Annotated in this window: 17 protein-coding genes; 14 read left to right on the top strand and 3 right to left on the bottom strand. The window is 38.2% G+C overall.

Going from position 1 to position 16,638, the window contains the following annotated elements; genetic code table 11:
• Window positions 1-136: 136 nt before the first annotated feature.
• Window positions 137-685, top strand: coding sequence for a hypothetical protein (locus tag S4054249_RS12780; protein ID WP_046357071.1), 549 nt, complete (start codon window positions 137-139; stop codon window positions 683-685).
• Window positions 686-794: 109 nt separating this feature from the next.
• Here S4054249_RS12780 and S4054249_RS12775 read toward each other — a convergent pair whose 3' ends face one another.
• Complete coding sequence (locus tag S4054249_RS12775; RefSeq protein ID WP_052961040.1) at window positions 795-1,946, bottom strand: tetratricopeptide repeat protein; 1,152 nt, start codon at window positions 1,944-1,946, stop codon at window positions 795-797.
• Between the two features lie 383 nt (window positions 1,947-2,329).
• Here S4054249_RS12775 and S4054249_RS12770 point away from each other — a divergent pair, with 383 nt between their 5' ends.
• Both S4054249_RS12770 and S4054249_RS12765 read left to right on the top strand, forming a co-directional pair.
• Window positions 2,330-2,827 (top strand): GNAT family N-acetyltransferase, encoded by a 498-nt coding sequence (locus S4054249_RS12770; RefSeq protein WP_080928398.1) that lies wholly within the window; start codon window positions 2,330-2,332, stop codon window positions 2,825-2,827.
• A gap of 303 nt (window positions 2,828-3,130) precedes the next feature.
• A complete protein-coding gene (locus S4054249_RS12765; RefSeq protein WP_046357128.1) occupies window positions 3,131-3,913 on the top strand; it encodes an ion transporter in 783 nt (260 codons plus the stop codon).
• 69 nt (window positions 3,914-3,982) lie between these two features.
• Here the strand turns inward: S4054249_RS12765 and S4054249_RS12760 are convergent, their stop codons facing one another.
• The gene (locus S4054249_RS12760) at window positions 3,983-5,284 is read right to left on the bottom strand and encodes an amidohydrolase (RefSeq protein ID WP_419555203.1); all 1,302 of its coding nucleotides are present in this window, start codon (window positions 5,282-5,284) and stop codon (window positions 3,983-3,985) included.
• Between the two features lie 948 nt (window positions 5,285-6,232).
• Here S4054249_RS12760 and S4054249_RS12755 point away from each other — a divergent pair.
• The 5 genes from S4054249_RS12755 to S4054249_RS12735 all read left to right on the top strand — a co-directional run bounded on the left by S4054249_RS12755 (window position 6,233) and on the right by S4054249_RS12735 (window position 11,854).
• Window positions 6,233-7,090 (top strand): PD40 domain-containing protein, encoded by an 858-nt coding sequence (locus tag S4054249_RS12755; RefSeq protein ID WP_046357073.1) that lies wholly within the window; start codon window positions 6,233-6,235, stop codon window positions 7,088-7,090.
• 341 nt (window positions 7,091-7,431) lie between these two features.
• On the top strand, window positions 7,432-8,184 hold the full coding sequence (locus tag S4054249_RS12750; RefSeq protein WP_046357074.1) for a ribonuclease H family protein: 753 nt from the start codon (window positions 7,432-7,434) through the stop codon (window positions 8,182-8,184).
• Between the two features lie 135 nt (window positions 8,185-8,319).
• Window positions 8,320-8,973, top strand: a complete 654-nt coding sequence (locus S4054249_RS12745) for an AAA family ATPase (RefSeq protein ID WP_052961041.1) — start codon at window positions 8,320-8,322, stop codon at window positions 8,971-8,973.
• A gap of 431 nt (window positions 8,974-9,404) precedes the next feature.
• A complete protein-coding gene (locus S4054249_RS12740; protein WP_046357075.1) occupies window positions 9,405-10,331 on the top strand; it encodes a PD40 domain-containing protein in 927 nt (308 codons plus the stop codon).
• Between the two features lie 311 nt (window positions 10,332-10,642).
• The gene (locus tag S4054249_RS12735; protein ID WP_167354841.1) at window positions 10,643-11,854 is read left to right on the top strand and encodes an alpha/beta hydrolase-fold protein; all 1,212 of its coding nucleotides are present in this window, start codon (window positions 10,643-10,645) and stop codon (window positions 11,852-11,854) included.
• Between the two features lie 94 nt (window positions 11,855-11,948).
• Here S4054249_RS12735 and S4054249_RS12730 read toward each other — a convergent pair whose 3' ends face one another.
• Window positions 11,949-12,425: a hypothetical protein gene (locus S4054249_RS12730; protein ID WP_046357076.1), complete on the bottom strand. Its 477-nt coding sequence runs from the start codon at window positions 12,423-12,425 to the stop codon at window positions 11,949-11,951.
• A 571-nt stretch (window positions 12,426-12,996) separates the two neighbouring features.
• Here S4054249_RS12730 and S4054249_RS12725 point away from each other — a divergent pair.
• The 6 genes from S4054249_RS12725 (at window position 12,997) to S4054249_RS12710 (ending at window position 16,461) form a co-directional block, all read left to right on the top strand.
• Window positions 12,997-13,362 carry a hypothetical protein gene (locus S4054249_RS12725; protein WP_046357077.1) on the top strand — a complete coding sequence of 122 codons (366 nt, stop codon included), beginning with the start codon at window positions 12,997-12,999 and terminating at the stop codon, window positions 13,360-13,362.
• Between the two features lie 451 nt (window positions 13,363-13,813).
• A complete protein-coding gene (locus tag S4054249_RS27240) occupies window positions 13,814-13,984 on the top strand; it encodes a hypothetical protein (RefSeq protein WP_331245598.1) in 171 nt (56 codons plus the stop codon).
• Window positions 13,985-14,146: 162 nt separating this feature from the next.
• Window positions 14,147-14,599, top strand: a complete 453-nt coding sequence (locus tag S4054249_RS27235) for a hypothetical protein (RefSeq protein ID WP_331245599.1) — start codon at window positions 14,147-14,149, stop codon at window positions 14,597-14,599.
• Between the two features lie 68 nt (window positions 14,600-14,667).
• A complete protein-coding gene (locus tag S4054249_RS12715; RefSeq protein ID WP_046357078.1) occupies window positions 14,668-15,078 on the top strand; it encodes a DUF2809 domain-containing protein in 411 nt (136 codons plus the stop codon).
• 212 nt (window positions 15,079-15,290) lie between these two features.
• Entirely contained in the window at window positions 15,291-15,467 is a 177-nt protein-coding gene (locus tag S4054249_RS26585; RefSeq protein ID WP_155401394.1) for a hypothetical protein, read from the top strand.
• 166 nt (window positions 15,468-15,633) lie between these two features.
• Complete coding sequence (locus tag S4054249_RS12710) at window positions 15,634-16,461, top strand: MerR family transcriptional regulator (protein ID WP_052961043.1); 828 nt, start codon at window positions 15,634-15,636, stop codon at window positions 16,459-16,461.
• The last annotated feature ends 177 nt before the right edge of the window (window positions 16,462-16,638 follow it).

The following is a 16,638-nucleotide window of genomic DNA, read 5'->3' as shown; positions in this document are numbered from 1 at the left end:
AATAGAGTGACATCATCATATAAATATAACTCCATTATTTTAATTTGATTTAGCCCAAATGATTAATGTAGGATCCGTGCGCTCAAAATTTGGATTAAATTTTGGTTGTAGAACGGTGTTAATGTTGGAGTAGTATATGAAAATTAAAGTGTTATTTTTGCTTGCAAGCTTGTTTTTAACTGGATGTGTATCTGGCCCGAGTGAACTGGAGATTGAGCAAGCGGTAAATAATTTTGAATTGAAGCCAGTTTCTGAGGGGAAAGCGCGAGTCTATATATACTATAGAATGTCAGGTCTTCAGCTTGGGGACGTTGCTTTTAGCCTTTCAATGGATGGGGACTTAGTCGGTAAAGTTTTTTACGATGAACACACAACATTTGAAGTACCAGCAGGTGAAAACACCATTTATTATAGAGGTTTTGGCAAGTCTAATAAGGGCGTTCACCTTGACTCGGAAAAGTTTACCTTTGATGAAGGTAAGACTTATATTTTAAACGTAGTACATGGCACTATTTTTAATCAATATGCAGATGATGGCCAGAGCTTGATCAGTTCCTTAAACTTAAGAAAAAATCAAAATGCAGCAATCTACTACTTGGCCAAAACAAAAGAAGCATCAAGCAGTGAGACATGTTTAAGCGAGAAAAGTGTTAGTCTGTTTAAAGTTGTTTTTTGTGATGACTAAACTGAGTAATTTGACTTAATTTAATAGAAGTGTGCACGGTGGTTTTTAGTCCGTTGTGCACATTTGATGATGTTTGCCTCGTCAAAGCTTTCTAGATTATTTTTGGCTGTTATCTTTGGGTGATTGAATCTCTTTTGGCTTGGAACAAAGTGCGTTTTTCAGGGTCGGATGACTTTTCAGCCGCCTTAGCTAGAAACTGAACAGTTTTGTCTCTATCACCTTGTGTGTGGTAAAGCTTTGCTAATTCAAAGTAGGGCTCAGGGATATAGGGCGTTTCAGAAATGACCTCTTCTAACTGTTTGATTGCTTTTTTATATTGGCCTTTATCAACAGCTCTTCGCGCTAATTGAATTTTATCAAACGGTGTTGATACGTTGCTATCTAGCAGGCTTTCTAAGTGGCTTATTAGTGAAGTATCAGACTGATCTCTTGCGATTACTAGATAGTTTGATAGCAAGTTTTGGCTTGTAAGTTGATTTTCTAACGCATATTGATAAATAGCATTAGCTTGCTTGATTTGCCCATTTCTGCGATGCAATATAGCCGCAATATTAATGAGTTCAGGGTGATAAGGCCTATATTGTAAGGCTTTTTTAAGTAAGCTATAGCTTTGATTAAACTGCTGGCTAAGTAGAGCATCAACTGCTTTGTTCGCATAATATTTTGAAACTAGGTCTTGATAAGTAGCGTTATTTATAAAAAAGCTATCTTGGGCAGGGAAATAATCAACGACGGTGCCAGCTCGTAGGATGACAAATGCGTCTGGTTCTAAGGTCTTCTTTGGTGCTAATAGCTTGGTACGAAAGTGGTTGGAAATTAAGATAGTGTCTTGGTTTTTACGAAATACTGGCATAGTGCCCACTTCAATAAAGGTCGTGTCTACCTTAGCTAAGGAGGCATAGGCTTGCGTGAGTATTGCCAACGAAATGCAGTTGCCTTCATTTCTTTCTAAGGACTCTTGCGCTGTCAAAGTCTCACCATCAAAAGTAAAGTTATCTAAACGATTTTCAAGATATCTAAAGATGGCTTTGTCCGGTCTCACGCCTTGTTCTAACTCCTTATTGTAAAAAGCTAAGAATTTGTCTCTTTCGTATTGCGGTAGGTCAAAGATTTTCTGCTCTGTTATTGTAGGTAACTCTTCAAAAGCGTGACTGCTCATAAGTTCGGTGACGGGGGAGATTTTGGCAACAGGTGAAGTGTTAGTACTTGAGCAGGCCGTTAGCGATAATACTGAGATTAATAAAAGTATACGATTAATCACGACAACTCCTTTAAGATGAATCTAATTTTTAATATATGCCATGAACGAAATTTTTTATCAACTTATTATATCTAAATAAAATATATTCTGTCTTAAGTATAACCAGGTGTTAAATAAAGGTGTTTTTATATTTTTTATGTAAATAAAATATAATGGTCTTTATATTTGCAATGTGTAATTATGGGTTGATTGCATGTAAATATTTATGGTTTTGTTGATTATTTAAGCGAAGGTTTTTGCGTGTAATTTATCTTGTTTATCCTTGACTATTGAAGACCTTGTAAAAAGATGATTGAATTGTAGTCAAAATAATATAAGGGCTTCAATTAGCTTTTTGGCAATATAGCTGATGATAATGCTAAGGATATCTAGGTGCATAAATTATGGCAGTAAGAGTTCAAAAAATTTGCCATGACTCTGGAGGGAAGCACTCCGGTGTGGTGAGTATAGATGAGTATGAGCTGGTCATAGGCACTGGCCGTGAGTTGATTGAACACGCATGTAATATACGTTATGAGGTGTTTACTAAAGAACAGCATATTGCGACAGAGCTAGACCATGATGGTTTAGATGATGAATCTCTTCATGTACTTGTCAGCACTAAAGGGAAAGCTGTTGCTACAGCACGTTTGACATTGGGGGCTAACCAACAGTCTTCTATGACCAGAGTTGCAGTATTAAAGGCTCATCGCTCTCAAGGTATTGCGACGACGGTAGTAAGCGCATTAATTGAACACGCGAAGACGCTGAATATAGCCTCAATTAAGATTCAAGCGCATAGCTATTTGAGGCAATTTTATGAAAAGTTAGGATTTAAGTTTATTAAAGAAGTGGAAGCTGTATGTGGACATCAGCTTATTGAAATGCAGCTTACGCTTTGAATTGAATGTTAAACTCACATAGTGAAAAGTAAAAGTGAACGCTGTCACTTTCAGCTGATTTCGGGTTTTCGAACAGATATTGTTGAGTTTTTTCGATAAAGCTTTGAAGTCTGATTTGGTATTTTATATTACATATACATTTAAGTTAGGTCTTTTTCTGTATGAATTTTGGCCCTTTCATTTCAGACGGGCTACAAGCATTTGTTTTCCCCACTTTGTTCTTGACAAATAAACCGTTTAATTAAAAGATTGAGTTTTATTCATATCATTAAAACTATAATTGTGACACCTTCAAATAATTTTATGTCAAAACTGACATCTTTAGTAGAAGCTAAGTTATTTCAAAACTTTCTAATAGCAGTGATTTTGTTCAATGCCGTAACACTTGGTCTTGAGACAACTCAGTTTGGCAAAGACAATGCATCATTGTTGCATAAAATAGATACGGTTATCTTACTGATTTTTACTACCGAGTTATTACTTAAACTGATTGTTTATCGACTTAAGTTTTTTAAATCTGGTTGGAATTGTTTCGATTTTATTATCGTTGCGATCTCTTGGATCCCTGCGGGCGGAGCGCTTTCCGTTTTACGTGCATTCAGGATCCTCAGAGTGTTGAGGTTGTTCTCAATTGTGCCACAGATGCGAAGAGTGATAGGGGCTTTGGGTCATTCATTACCAGGAATGGCATCTGTTATTGGTGTACTTGGTATTGTTTTTTATGTTTCAGCGGTTTTAACCACGAAGCTGTTCGGTCAGCATCCAGACCCAAATATGCAAGAGTGGTTTGGTAGTCTTGGCGCATCAGCGTATACACTTTTCCAAGTTATGACGTTGGAAAGTTGGTCCATGGGAATAGTGAGGCCCACGATGGAGCTATTTCCTGAATCTTGGCTGTTTTTTGTGCCATTTATCATTATTACTAGCTTCGCAGTGTTAAATCTTTTTATTGGTATTATTGTCGACGCGATGCAGGTGATGCACGAAGAAGAAGTAAAAACAGAGAAATTGTCTGCGACCAAAGAAGATATTGTTCGCCTTGAGGCAAAGCTGGATGAGCTTTTGAAGCAAAGTAAAAACGACTAATGTATTTAAGTGAGTTGATACGCTTACTGCGCTCAACTCACTTAATATCTGGCATTGGAGATAGCGGGGTTATTGACTTGATTGAGCCATGTAGTCCAATGTAAATTCAGTTAAAGCGCGAGTGCCCAACTTAAATGCAGATTCGTCTGCAAAGAAGTAGGGTGAGTGATTACTCGCGGCGTCCTTTGGGTGAGTCCCTTTAGGGGTTCCCCCTAAAAATACAAATAAGCCAGGTACCTCCATCGCATAAAAAGAAAAGTCTTCTGCACCTGTGACTTTTGGCATTTCAATGAGTCCATGTCTACCAACCACTTTTGCAAGTGAAGGAAGCATTTTATCTGTTAAGGCGGGGTCATTGACTGTAACGGGATAACCTTCTTTTATAACGACTTCCGCTTTATTTCCCGAGGCTTGGGCAATATGCTCCGCTGTGTGTTTTATTCTTTCGAAGATTTGCTGTCTGTTATCCATATCGAAGTTACGGATCGTGCCTACCATATTAACTTCTTCTGGAATAATATTATTTCGAACGCCACCAGAGATTTTACCAAACGAAACGATTGCAGGCTCTTTTGTGATATTAATTTGACGACTCACGATATGATTGACCCCTGAAACAACTTGCGCAGCCGCTGCGATAGGGTCTGCACCAGCCCAAGGAGTTGAACCATGAGTTTGCTCGCCCTTGACCGTGATTTCGAACCTATCTGCACTGGCCATTGTCGGTCCACTACGATAGCCGATTTGGCCAACATTGAGTTTAGAAGTGATATGTAGTCCAAAGGCGACGTCAGGTTGATGCCTTTTAAAGATCCCTTCTTTTAACATCAACTCAGCACCCCCTTCTTCGCCTTCTGGTGCACCTTCTTCAGCAGGTTGAAAAACAAACATGACATTACCCGCAAGCTCATTTTGCATGTTTGCAAGTACTTCTGCAGCACCCATCAGCATTGCGACATGTGTATCGTGACCACAAGCGTGCATGATACCCACATCTACGCCGCGATAATTTGTGGTTTTGGTTGAACTAAACGGGAGATTTGTTTTTTCAGTAACGGGTAATGCATCCATATCTGCTCGTAACATAATAGTCGGGCCAGGTTTTGCGCCCTTGAGAAAGCCAACTACACCTGTGTGAGCTACTTGTGTTTCGACTTGCATACCTAACTTTTTTAGGTGGTCTGCCACTTTGGCTGCTGTGCGTACTTCTCTATTACCAAGTTCTGGGTTTTGGTGAATATCTCTACGCCAGTCGATAACTTTAGGCTCCACTGCTTTTAATAATTTAATATGGTCAGACGAAGCAATTGCGTTGTTAGTTAAGCCTGTGAGTAATACTGACAACCCGATAGTCTTTGTTATTTTATTCATTTCCTTTCTCATTCTTTAGTTGTTGCTGTCTCCCATAGATAACATAAAAAATACTTAGGTATTAAGAAGTGCGATGAGTGATATATGATGGTTTTTACAGCAAATTGGTTAGGGACTGTGTGCCAGTGTTTTGTTTTTTCAATGTAGTTGGTAAGTATAATTAGACAACAATAGCGTGTGAAAGCATTTTATATTGTAGCGCCAGAATGGGGCGGTTTGTAGGTCTTGTGCGTAAGTAGAACTTAGTGTTGTTTCATTATTATAATCATTACCTTGAATCACAATGAAGCTGGTTGTGATTTATGGCTTTGAACAGGATACCCATGGCGTTTACGGAGTGTTAAAAAATGCTGGGGTTGTTTAAGGTAAACAGCCTCATAGCTTTGGAAAAGGCTAGATATGAGTCTAGCAAATTACCCATGACTTATATTTTATGCAGTGTTTATGGTTAGCATTCAGTGCGATGCGGCACAAAGTCATATCAATTCAAAATAAAGCTTGTTTTTAATATTAACCCCTCAAAATGGTGACCAAATTATTTGTTCTAAAGGTTGTCTCTGTCGAGGGGAGTTTGAAACTGGCACATTCACACTAAGTATGGGCGCATTTTATTTTAATTGAAAACATGTTCAGTATAAAAGCGCAAATAATACGCTTCCAACTATGAGGGTAAAAGTGTGAGAAGCGGATATGAAATGGTCACAGTTTTTAGTAGTTCACGCTAGGTTTTTTCATGCGACTCATAAGTTAAAGTAGATTAAGATTATGAATTAAAAGCTTATTTTTAACTTTCTATTATGTGTTTAATGTCAGTTGATTTCAGAAAAAATCACTTAGAAGTCATGTGCAGGTAAGGTATTCAATGGTCGAATTCGTTAGTTTGGTAGTGAGTTTAATCGAGATAAACGCCAATTAGATAGTTTATCGAGCCTACAGTAAGGAAAAATAATGAAGCTAGTTTATCATTCAATCCCTTTGGTACTTTTAGCTGTCGCTTTCAGTAATGCAGTATATTCTAAAAACAAATTACCTTCGATCGAAGGTCCTTATTTTGGGCAAACGCCTCCGGGGATGACTCCAGAAGTATTTGCGCCGGATATTGTATCTAAAGAACATCGAGATTGGACCGGCTGGTTTACACCTGATATGAAAGAATATTATTTTACGAGAAATAATCGTAAAGCGAGAACCAGCACAAAAATGATGCTTAAACTCGTTGATGGGCAATGGCATGAACAGGTACTTGATTCCGGTATTGGGGGTTCTATATCACCGGATGGGAAAACAATGCACTCTGGTAATACCTACAGAGTGCGCACAGACAAAGGCTGGTCAGAGCCAAAAAGTCTAGGTGCGGCGTTTAAAGATATTCCAATCATGGTATTGAGTGTCTCTTCTAATGGTACTTACATATTTGATGAGCGTGAAGTGACGGGGACGATCCGTTATTCAAGGTTAATTAATGGCAAGCGTGAGACGCCAAAAGCTTTTGGTAAACAGATTAACTCTGGTAAGTGGACTGCTCACCCATTTGTTGCCCCAGATGAAAGCTACATAATTTGGGATAGTGAGCGGGAAGGTGGATATGGAAAAACAGATCTATATATCAGTTTTCAAATTAAAGATGGTGTGTGGAGTGAAGCTATTAACTTAGGAGATAAAATTAATACACCGGGACCAGATACTGGGGCAGTGGTTTCTCCTGATGGGAAGTATTTATTCTTTAATCGGAAGTTCAGTGAAGATGATTCAGATATCATGTGGATAGATGCTAAGGTTATTGAGCAGTTGAGGCCTAAAATGTAATGTTGTAAGCATTGTTATTTCTTAACGAGGTTAAAGCTTGATGATTGGCAGGTTTTAATCTTGTTGTTTACCTGTTGCTGGGCTCTGAGAAGCTTTTAAGTGTCGATATTGGTTAGATAAGTGCCACTACGTATCGAAAGTTGAAACCATGTCTCATTTACATACGTCTTAGCTTTAAATTTGCACTAAGTGCTGGGTAAAGCACGTATTGGTTCCGTATTTAGACGTATTCGGAGACTTACCTTTGACGTATTTTTACCGTACACTGCCATTCTTAATTACTTATTTTTACGTTCGCTGTTAGGCACGGCGCTATAAGTTGAAGGCGTTAGGAGAATAGCTTGGCTAAAAAATATTATGTTGTTTGGAAAGGTCGGGAAAAAGGGATCTTTGATACGTGGTCAAAGTGTCAGGCTTTAGTTGATGGTTTTGCAGGGGCCAAGTTTAAATCGTTTTCAAGCTTAGCTGAGGCCGAAGCTGCATTTGGCGGAAAGGCTGAGTTTAAAGAGAAAATCAATAAATCCAATAAGACATCTAAGTCTAGCCCGTTGTCACAAGCCCAAATTAACTCGTTGCCGTATGATATAAAAATCTTCACTGATGGTGCGTGTGATCCTAATCCCGGCGAGGCTGGAACGGGTATTGCCATATATCAAGATAACGCTTTAAGCGAGCTTTGGTATGGGTTGTATGAGCCCGTTGGGACAAATAATACCGCAGAGTTACGCGGTTTAAATCAAGCGTTGCACATAGCCAAGAGCAAGCTGGAAAACGGTCAGTCGGTAGGCATTTTTTGTGACTCAAAGTACTCGATAGATTGTATCACTAAATGGGCGAGCGGCTGGCAAAAGAAAGGCTGGGTTAAATCAGGTGGTGAAATAAAAAACTTAGACATTATTCAACCCGCCTTTGCGATATACCAAGAAATTGCCTCAACCGTTAATGTACATCATGTAAATGGACATGTCGGAATTGAAGGTAACGAGTTGGCGGATAGAATGTCAATTGTTGCAATTGAGACCCAAAATGAAAGCTTAAACCAGTTTGAAGACACGGATGACATCGCATCTATTTTGGCATTGCGTGCGGGTTAATAATGTATAGCTTGGCCTTTTATAGCGTTGTGTAATAGGCGTACTTTGAAGATAGGAAAATCACAACTCCTATCTTGTACCATGAGGATATGTGGAAGTAAGTAGGGGAAAAATACATGCGCAGTGAATTTGTAAATGAGTAAGAAAAATTTTGTGATCACGTTGGAAGGAGTCCCAGCAGTTGGAAAAAGCACGGTGGCTAGCATACTTGAACAAGAACATGGATATTGTCGAATCCCTGAAGTGAACGAATTATTTCCAGAGCGCCCATCTCCAGAGCCAGCCCATTGGTATGCATTAAAGCAGTTAGAAAGAAGCCATATCGCAACACAGAATGAATACAGCCTATTGGATGGAGATATTTTTCAAGTGATATGGCTTAGCTGGATTTATCCTGACAGAGGTTTTATCGAGCATCAAAAGGCGGCGGATTTATTCATTGATAATGCTGAGTCACTGAGGTTGCCTTCTTTGTTTGTCTATTTATATATAGATGAGGATATTCGCTATCAACGGGAACTTGAGAGAGAAATGAAACGGGGGCACGACTACCAGCAGTTCATCAAAAAGTATCAAAGATATAAATCAATGAATGTGCCTCAACAAGCGCTCTTTGAAGCAATCGATAAACAGTATCCAGGGTGGGTGTTATTTCTCGACAATAATGACTCTCACGCTTGTGCGAAGAAAATTGCACAGAGATGCCATACTGCACGCATGCCATCACCAAAAGAGTTTGTTGTTTGGTTGCGAGGTTGGTTATTGCAACATAACCCGATAACCCGATAACCCGATAACCCGATAACCCGATAACCCGATAACCCGATAACCCGATAACCCGATAACTTTTACTGACAATATATACCTGAGGGCAGCTTGGATATTGAATGGCTGTTTTTACATTTCTTTATGTAAACTTTTAGCAGTATTGCAGAGCAATAACCTGCTTTTGTGCTCATTTCGCATCTTTTTTTAAGTATAAGCTGTTCGCGGAACTTCAAGACGAGCTTAACGTTTTACATTAGTTTACACCCACTTTTTCCGTAGGTTGTTACATTGACCCCAGTCGCCTAAATGGCATGTTTAGCATATGTAATTACCAAGTGGGATTGGTTATCGCTTTGCGACATCAGTAAAGATGCTAAACAACTCATTATTACAATCATAATAAATTGGATAAACCAGCACGGTTTTTCGTTTATAAAATAAAGGATCTCGTCATGAATAAAATAAAATCGCTTATCAACGCAGTCTGTTTAGCAATGACTATGGCGGGTGGGGCTAACGCTACTGAAGCTTTCCCTGTATTAAAAGGTGATTGGTTTGGACAGCAAGTACCAGGTTTGACACCTGAGCTATTTGCGCCAGGGATGGTGTCAATGGCAGGTCGTTATGAGTTTGGGATATCTTTTTCTCCAGATTTAAAAGAAATGTATTTTACCGCATTGGACGAAATCGAAGGTGTAGATACCAGTCCAAAAATCATGCATTCAAAAGTTGAAAATGGGCGATGGACAAACCCTGTGGAAGCTCGTTTTACCAAGGGGAAGATGCAGTATGAGTTGGTCCCCTATGCAAGCATTAATGAACCGAGAGTCTATTTTACAGGGCGCACATCTGGCTCAAAAGAGTCTGGCATTTGGTATGTTTCTCGTGAAGATGGAGGCTTGAGTGAGGCAAAAAGATTCGAATCGCCATTAAATACAGGGCGCCTCTCAGATTTTAATCAAGGTATTGATGGTGACATGATTTTTACCAATATGTCAGAGCGGAAAATGTATACGGCGCAAAAGGTCAATGGCCGATTTTTAGATGCCAAGCCGATGGATATTGAGTTTGGGATCCATGGCTTCATATCGCCAAATGAAGATTATTTATTGGTAAATGCTCGAAATCGAGATGATAAGGAGAGAAAAGACAGTGATCTATTTGTTTATTTCAAAGAGCAGGATGGCGGCTGGTCTAAGCCTATAAATCTAGGGCCTACTGTTAATTCGAATTACTCAGAAACCGTGGCAAGGGTATCGCCAGATGGTAAGTATTTGTTCTTTGCTCGTTACAATGAACCAAATGGCCTTTCAAATCTTTACTGGGTCAGTACTGACGTCATCACGCAACTAAAGGATGCGCATTTTGGCGCAAATTAGTGCGGAATATATTTGGGGTAAGTGCATTGACTGTGCCCCTAGCACTTTGGTAAATGTTTTTAGAAAATGTACAAATTGACTTGCGTTTATCTTGTTGCGCAGTTCTATGTATTGCCAGTGAAGAATGGTTTGCTGAGAGAAAAGTCATTTAACTTCGTGTTATGAATGAAATTAAAATGAACCTTATCATAAAGTTAATATCTAAACTCCCTGAGGTACGCTGTGTTTTGGAAAATAAGCGTATTTTGAAAACTTTCCGCTCACTGTTTTACATTACATTTAATCTGCGCCAAGTTGAGTGCAGAGTTTTAATGGATCGGAGCAGTGACTGGTTAGAGTGGTTTTTACAGAAAAAGATAAGAACAAATAAAGGATATATGGTGTATAAAGTCGTACTTATATTAATACTGCTGTTTCAATTCAATGTACACGCAGGGTCTGATGTTAGCATAGCAAAAAGTTTTGAATTTAAGTCAAAGTCACTGAGTGAAAACAGAACCATCGTGGTTTCCCTGCCTGATGGATATGAATCTTCAAATGCGCGCTATCCTGTGCTTTACCTTTTAGACGGTGTTCAAAATCTAAAACATGTTGTGGGTAGTGTGGATGTGTTGACCCGTGTTGGTAGTATTCCGCCAATGATCATAGTAGGTATTAAAAGCAAAAATCGAATGAAGGACTTCACGCCAACAAAGATGGATGGAATCGAAGAAAGTGGTGAGGGTAAAGCATTTCTTAATTTCTTGGGGGATGAGCTTATCCCATATATCGATAATAAATATAGAACCAATAAATTTCGAGTATTAGAAGGGCACTCAGTTGCGGGTCTATTTACTGCATACACGTCTATGGAATCACCTGACTTATTTGATGCTTATATCGTAATGGGCCCCGCGTTTTGGTGGAACAAAGAAGAGCCTGTAAGAGAAGTAAAGTCATTTTTGAGTACAAAACCAAAATTTAATAAAAGAATCTATTTTGGCGTTGGCAAAGAGGATGGGAATAGACACTCATTAAAGCGCTTCGTAGAAGAAATTAAAGCTGCTGCACCAAGTCAATTAGTTTGGAAGCATGAAGAGTTTGAAGATGAAGGGCATATGTCGGCGCCTTTGTTAAACAATTATTTCGCGCTTAAATTTATATTTTCAGATATGGAGTTGCCCCAAGAGGTGAGAGATAACTTTACGAGCAAAAAGTTTTTAGAACATGAATTCGGTATTATGAAAAAATATGGAAGTGCAGCAAGGCAGCCTCAAGAAATTTATGTACCCTTGGCTATGGAGTTGATGAAACGTAAAGATTATGCTGGCGCAGTGACTGTATTTAGACGTAATGCAGATGCATATGAGATGAACAAATACCCGCAAAATTATGTATGGTTAGCAGAAGCATTAGAGAAAAACAAAGAACCAGAAGAGGCGCTTAAAGTATATAAGCAAGCCTATAAACTTTCTAAAGAAACTGGCTATGGGGAGCTTGAAAGACTTACTAAAAAAGTGGCAGAGTTAAAAGCACAGCTATAGAAAAGAGCCTCGCTTTATGTGACTGGGCAGCTCAAGGAAAGAAAGCATTTTTCCTTGAGTGCCTTTGTTGTGCAACAGGGCTTATCCTATATGATTAGCGTTTTCTGATACCAGGTACACAGCGGTAGAAGTTAGTTCTAGGCATACCAAACCAGCCCATCGCTTTAGAATCTTGAACTGCATATAGTTCATATTCAGCGCCAGGCTCTAAAGTAATAGCAATAGAAGTCATACCTTTGAAACCTGCATGCTCAGGCTCTTTACTCAAGTTACATTCAAGATTAAGAACAACTTCACCTGACATGACTTCGCGCGGTTGGCTACCTTCACCTGTGTAGTATATAAAGCCGTGCTCATCATATTGTACACCTGGAATTTGTTGTGCGTTATTGTTCTCAAAATCGAAGTCAGAGACCGCTACAATTTTTACTACATCGACATGTGCGTAAATAGTTGGATCTGCAACGACAGGAGCATTCAATACTTGGTCATATGAATATATGGTTGCTGTTGTTGCCATTGCAGAAGTAGAAAGGGCCGTTAAAGCAAGTGCTGTAAGTAGTTTTTTCATTTTTTATCCTTATAAAGTTAATTTTACTTATCGAAGCGCCTGTTGACGGAAAAATAATACCCATGTTTTATTTTAATTTGGTTTATTATTTGTTAAGTAAATATTAATTTAAGGGTGTGTTTTTATTTTTGAAATTTAAAAGCTATAAATTTAATATTCTAAAATTATTGTGGCCAATAATGACATTGGTTTGGTTATGGGCTTAAAAACGCACTTTCTACTTGGTAATGGATGTGAATAAATTAAGTGTGTGTAATGGTGATGGACACTAAATTAGACAAATCGCTTTAATAGCCGCCACTGAGCAAATTACAAGTGCGCAAAATAGCCTCGATTTAATCACCCCATTAAGTGATATTCAGCGACATGCTTTTCTACTAGATATCCTTCTGATTGTCGCAAACGATACTGTCCTTTTTCAACAGTCTAAAGCTGTGTTGTCAGTGCTATCGAATGCGTGGAATTATTAATTTGCAAGCTTAACAAGCTCATTGAACAACGTTAATATAGCGAAAATTTAAATATTGCGGCCTCATAGCGAAGTTAAGGCTGGCAGAGTAATGAGTAGCTTATGCGTAAATCAGATAAAAAACTAGAGAAAGCAATTGTTGCAGCATTGACCGAGGCATGCGAAGACGCCTTGAAAATATATGAAGGCTTTGAATGGTTAACCCATGTCGTTAACTATCAAACATTTCCAGAGAGTTTTACCATAGTGTGTGTTTTTGACAATCAAGAAAGCTTATTACTGGCTTACGGTGAAGCGAAAGGAGAGTCACTTAAAGCGGCAATTGAGAGCAAGTTACTTACGCATAATATAAAAATAAAAGGGATTAAAAAACGGATTTTGTTTGATACGGAGGAAGCATGTACCTTAGAGTCTGGTGGCAATTGGAAGAAAAGGCTTGAAGGTATTCATCTCGCTCGTCATGTTTAATTATTTTTGTACTTGAACTTAAATGTACAATCGTATCTTAACGCTTTGGCATTTATGTAAGTGATAGTGACCATCACGATGTTTGAATATAATGTTTTGATATTTATATTCTTTTATTCAATTTTGCTTTATCGTCCGTTGATATGTATGTGTTGGCTTAATTTGGCAGAAGGTTACGGGCGGGCCAACGTTATCAGTATGAGTGTTCTGTTAGGTGCACTTTTTCATTGATATCTGCAATAGGTGTTGACCTTTTGTTTAAGTAATAACTCTAATCAGGTGAACTACTGTTGGTAACTGGTTATACCAGTTGTAAGCTATCCTTACATTGTCATCAGGTTGTTTACACTTATGTCGTATATTGCTTGTCAAGACATCACCATTCACTGTGAAGATACATACCCGCTTTCTGCAACGGTGTTTTTACCCAAAGGAGCTGTAAAAGGAGCTGTTGTCATTGGTCCTGCGACGGGGATCAAACGCCAAATTTTATACTGCATTTTCTGAGTTTTTAGCTGACAGTGGATATGGTGTGCTTACCTATGACAATAGAGGAATAGACCAATCTTTATATGGTGAGGTAGATAAGCACTCTGCGACGTTACAAAGTTGGGGGCAATAGGATTTACCAGCTGCCATCTCTACATTAAAGCGTGAGTTTCCGAACGCTAAATATCATTTTGTCGGACACAGTGCTGGTGGCCAGCTCACTGGGTTGGCACCCAATGCGATAGAGTTATCATCTATGTTCAATTTTGCCAGTTCTTCGGGACGGTTGTTGAATATGAAAGTGCAAGATCAGTTCAAGTCCCATTTCTTTATGAACGTATTTATTCCCTTTTCAAATTTAATCTTTGGTCATACTAAATCGCAGTGGTTTGGTATGGGGGAGAAATTACCAAAAGCGGTAGCTGCTCAGTGGCGTACTTGGTGTAATGGCTGTGGATATGTAAAAACTGCGTTTGGAAAAACCATAGATAAACACTATTTTAACGACCTCACTTTCCCAAGTATGTGGGTAAATGCAGTAGATGACTTTATCGCTAATAATAAAAATGTGAAAGATATGATGGCAGTTAGTCCGAACTCAGCGGCTGAAACAATAACGTTAATACCAAAAGAGTATGGTTTGAAAGAAATTGGCCAGATGAAATTCTTCAGTCGCAAATCGAGTATACTATGGCCAATCTGTTTAGATTGGCTTGATACTCATTCTAAAGATAAATCCGTAAACTAAAATAGAAGTGATATGTGTATAATCAGAAAATAACTGATACTTGGTGTAATACATGGTTTACCTCTTTTATGAATAAAATCAAAGCTACTTTAACGTATAGTTTTTTTTCGCTAATAACGATGGGCCTTGGTCTGTTTTCTAGGGCTGATATCATTGAATTTCCGGTGTGGGTTAGCCTTTATTTAGGCGACTTTTTATGGGCGTTAATGGTGTTTTGGTTAATGTGTGCGCTCAAACCAAGTATGAGCAACCGGTGTGCGTTAGTTATTGCATGTTTGTTTTGTTTCTCAATCGAACTTTCCCAACTGTATCAAGGCAGTTGGCTTAATTCTATTAGGCAAACTTGGCTAGGTGGACTGGTACTCGGTTTTGGTTTTAAATTCAGTGACCTAATGGCTTATTCATTGGGTATCGTATTTGGTGTGTATGTAAAGCATATACTTCGAGATACAATCAAAATTAATACTGTTCTAAAATAGTATTTTAATGCAAATTTGACTTAGTTTTTTGAAACAATAACAGTTTATTAATTGGTGATTTGATGCTCTATTTTAATTTTCTATAACCGTTTTTTGTATTTAAAAAATACGTGTTAGCTTTTATACGCAAGCTATAAAGTGCAGCAAGAAATTTTAAATATGTACTTTTTGACGTAAAACGATTCGTTAAATTTTATAGTTAGGAGTGATCCGTGGACTTAACACATACAATGGATGGGGTGATACTGCTTATTAGTGGGTTTGTCATTTTATTATTTGCTTTTGGCAAGCTATTTCCTGATTTAAACGAAAAAGTACATGGGTTGGACATGCCACTGCGTATTTTGGGTGGGAGCATGATTCTTATCGGTGTTTTTTCTTTATTTTAAATGGTTCGTCAAGTCTCTGTTATTTATAATTTTTTAAGGTTATTGCGAATCTAAAACGATGAATTAGATGCCTAAATTAAAAAATAATAGTCAATCTCCTTGACTCTTACGTTGCGTGATAGTTGACGATGTATTTGTCTTTTTGCAGTTACTATTGGATTACGAGTTGAAAAAAGAAAAACGTTACAGTGTTAGTCAATTGAGTAAATTAGCAGGGGTAAGTGTTCGAACCCTTCACCATTATGACAAAGTGGGCTTATTAAAGCCTTACAGAAATAACAATGGTTATCGAGAATACACCTCAACGCACTTAATTCTCTTACAACAAATTATAGTGTACAGAGAGCTTGAGTTCAGTCTTGAAGATATACTCAAAATCTTAACTTCAGCGGATTTTAACTTATTGCAAGCACTCAAAGATCAGAAAAGTATGCTGTTGAAAAGGCAAGAAAAAACACAGTTAATTATTAATAGCCTGGAGAATTCAATGAGCATATTAAATGGCCAAACTAATTTGGATATTTTATTTAAAGATTTACCGGCAGAGAAAGTAGAACGTTGGAAAGATATGATGGCTCAAAGCGCAAAGGCGGGGTCTTTGGATGAATACTATTTATCTTTACAGCATTTAAGTAACGAAGATGCAGAGCTTGAACAGCGCGATTTTGAACAGTGGGCATCTAAATATACATCGTCACTTAATTTGCCAATTGACAGTACAGTTGTACAAGCCCTAGTTGAGCAACATTATGTCATAACCAATCGCATTATGAATAAAACACAAGCGACAGATGTTGAGTTTGACGGTGTGGGTTATGAAGGGTATTTAAAGTTTACTGACTCTGTATTATCTGACCCAATTTGCTTGGACATGTATGAACATTATGGTCAAGGGATGGCAAATCACCTTCACAACGCCATGCTTTACTTTGCTGAAAATACGTTAAAAGATAATGTTGATAAATATAAAAAGCTCGGACTTGAACGTGATTAGCAAGAGCGGGTGTATATCATAAATTAGTACGTTGGGGTTATTTATTAGCCCCTTTTTCCTGATAAAAATACTGACCTCACCTTTTTGTGCAATTTACATTGGCACTGCAACTTGCTCTTCATTAATGCATCATATCGCTGCACAGATAACGACTGTAATCTATTTGAAACATAGGTG

It is taken from the genome of Pseudoalteromonas luteoviolacea (assembly GCF_001750165.1).
Taxonomy (GTDB): domain Bacteria; phylum Pseudomonadota; class Gammaproteobacteria; order Enterobacterales; family Alteromonadaceae; genus Pseudoalteromonas; species Pseudoalteromonas luteoviolacea_G.
The sequence above is the reverse complement of the archived record's forward strand: the minus strand, read 5'-3'. Positions and strand labels throughout refer to the sequence as shown.

What these genes read in the sequence shown, in the direction of transcription:
- S4054249_RS12780 (WP_046357071.1), top strand. Translation starts at nt 137, where the DNA reads ATGAAAATTAAAGTGTTATTTTTGCTTGCAAGCTTGTTTTTAACTGGA.
- S4054249_RS12765 (WP_046357128.1), top strand. Translation starts at nt 3,131, where the DNA reads ATGTCAAAACTGACATCTTTAGTAGAAGCTAAGTTATTTCAAAACTTT.
- S4054249_RS12755 (WP_046357073.1), top strand. Translation starts at nt 6,233, where the DNA reads ATGAAGCTAGTTTATCATTCAATCCCTTTGGTACTTTTAGCTGTCGCT.
- S4054249_RS12730 (WP_046357076.1), bottom strand. Translation starts at nt 12,425, where the DNA reads ATGAAAAAACTACTTACAGCACTTGCTTTAACGGCCCTTTCTACTTCT.
- S4054249_RS12760 (WP_419555203.1), bottom strand. Translation starts at nt 5,284, where the DNA reads ATGAATAAAATAACAAAGACTATCGGGTTGTCAGTATTACTCACAGGC.
- S4054249_RS27235 (WP_331245599.1), top strand. Translation starts at nt 14,147, where the DNA reads ATGAAAGTGCAAGATCAGTTCAAGTCCCATTTCTTTATGAACGTATTT.
- S4054249_RS12745 (WP_052961041.1), top strand. Translation starts at nt 8,320, where the DNA reads ATGAGTAAGAAAAATTTTGTGATCACGTTGGAAGGAGTCCCAGCAGTT.
- S4054249_RS12740 (WP_046357075.1), top strand. Translation starts at nt 9,405, where the DNA reads ATGAATAAAATAAAATCGCTTATCAACGCAGTCTGTTTAGCAATGACT.
- S4054249_RS12725 (WP_046357077.1), top strand. Translation starts at nt 12,997, where the DNA reads ATGCGTAAATCAGATAAAAAACTAGAGAAAGCAATTGTTGCAGCATTG.
- S4054249_RS12770 (WP_080928398.1), top strand. Translation starts at nt 2,330, where the DNA reads ATGGCAGTAAGAGTTCAAAAAATTTGCCATGACTCTGGAGGGAAGCAC.
- S4054249_RS12715 (WP_046357078.1), top strand. Translation starts at nt 14,668, where the DNA reads ATGAATAAAATCAAAGCTACTTTAACGTATAGTTTTTTTTCGCTAATA.
- S4054249_RS12735 (WP_167354841.1), top strand. Translation starts at nt 10,643, where the DNA reads ATGGATCGGAGCAGTGACTGGTTAGAGTGGTTTTTACAGAAAAAGATA.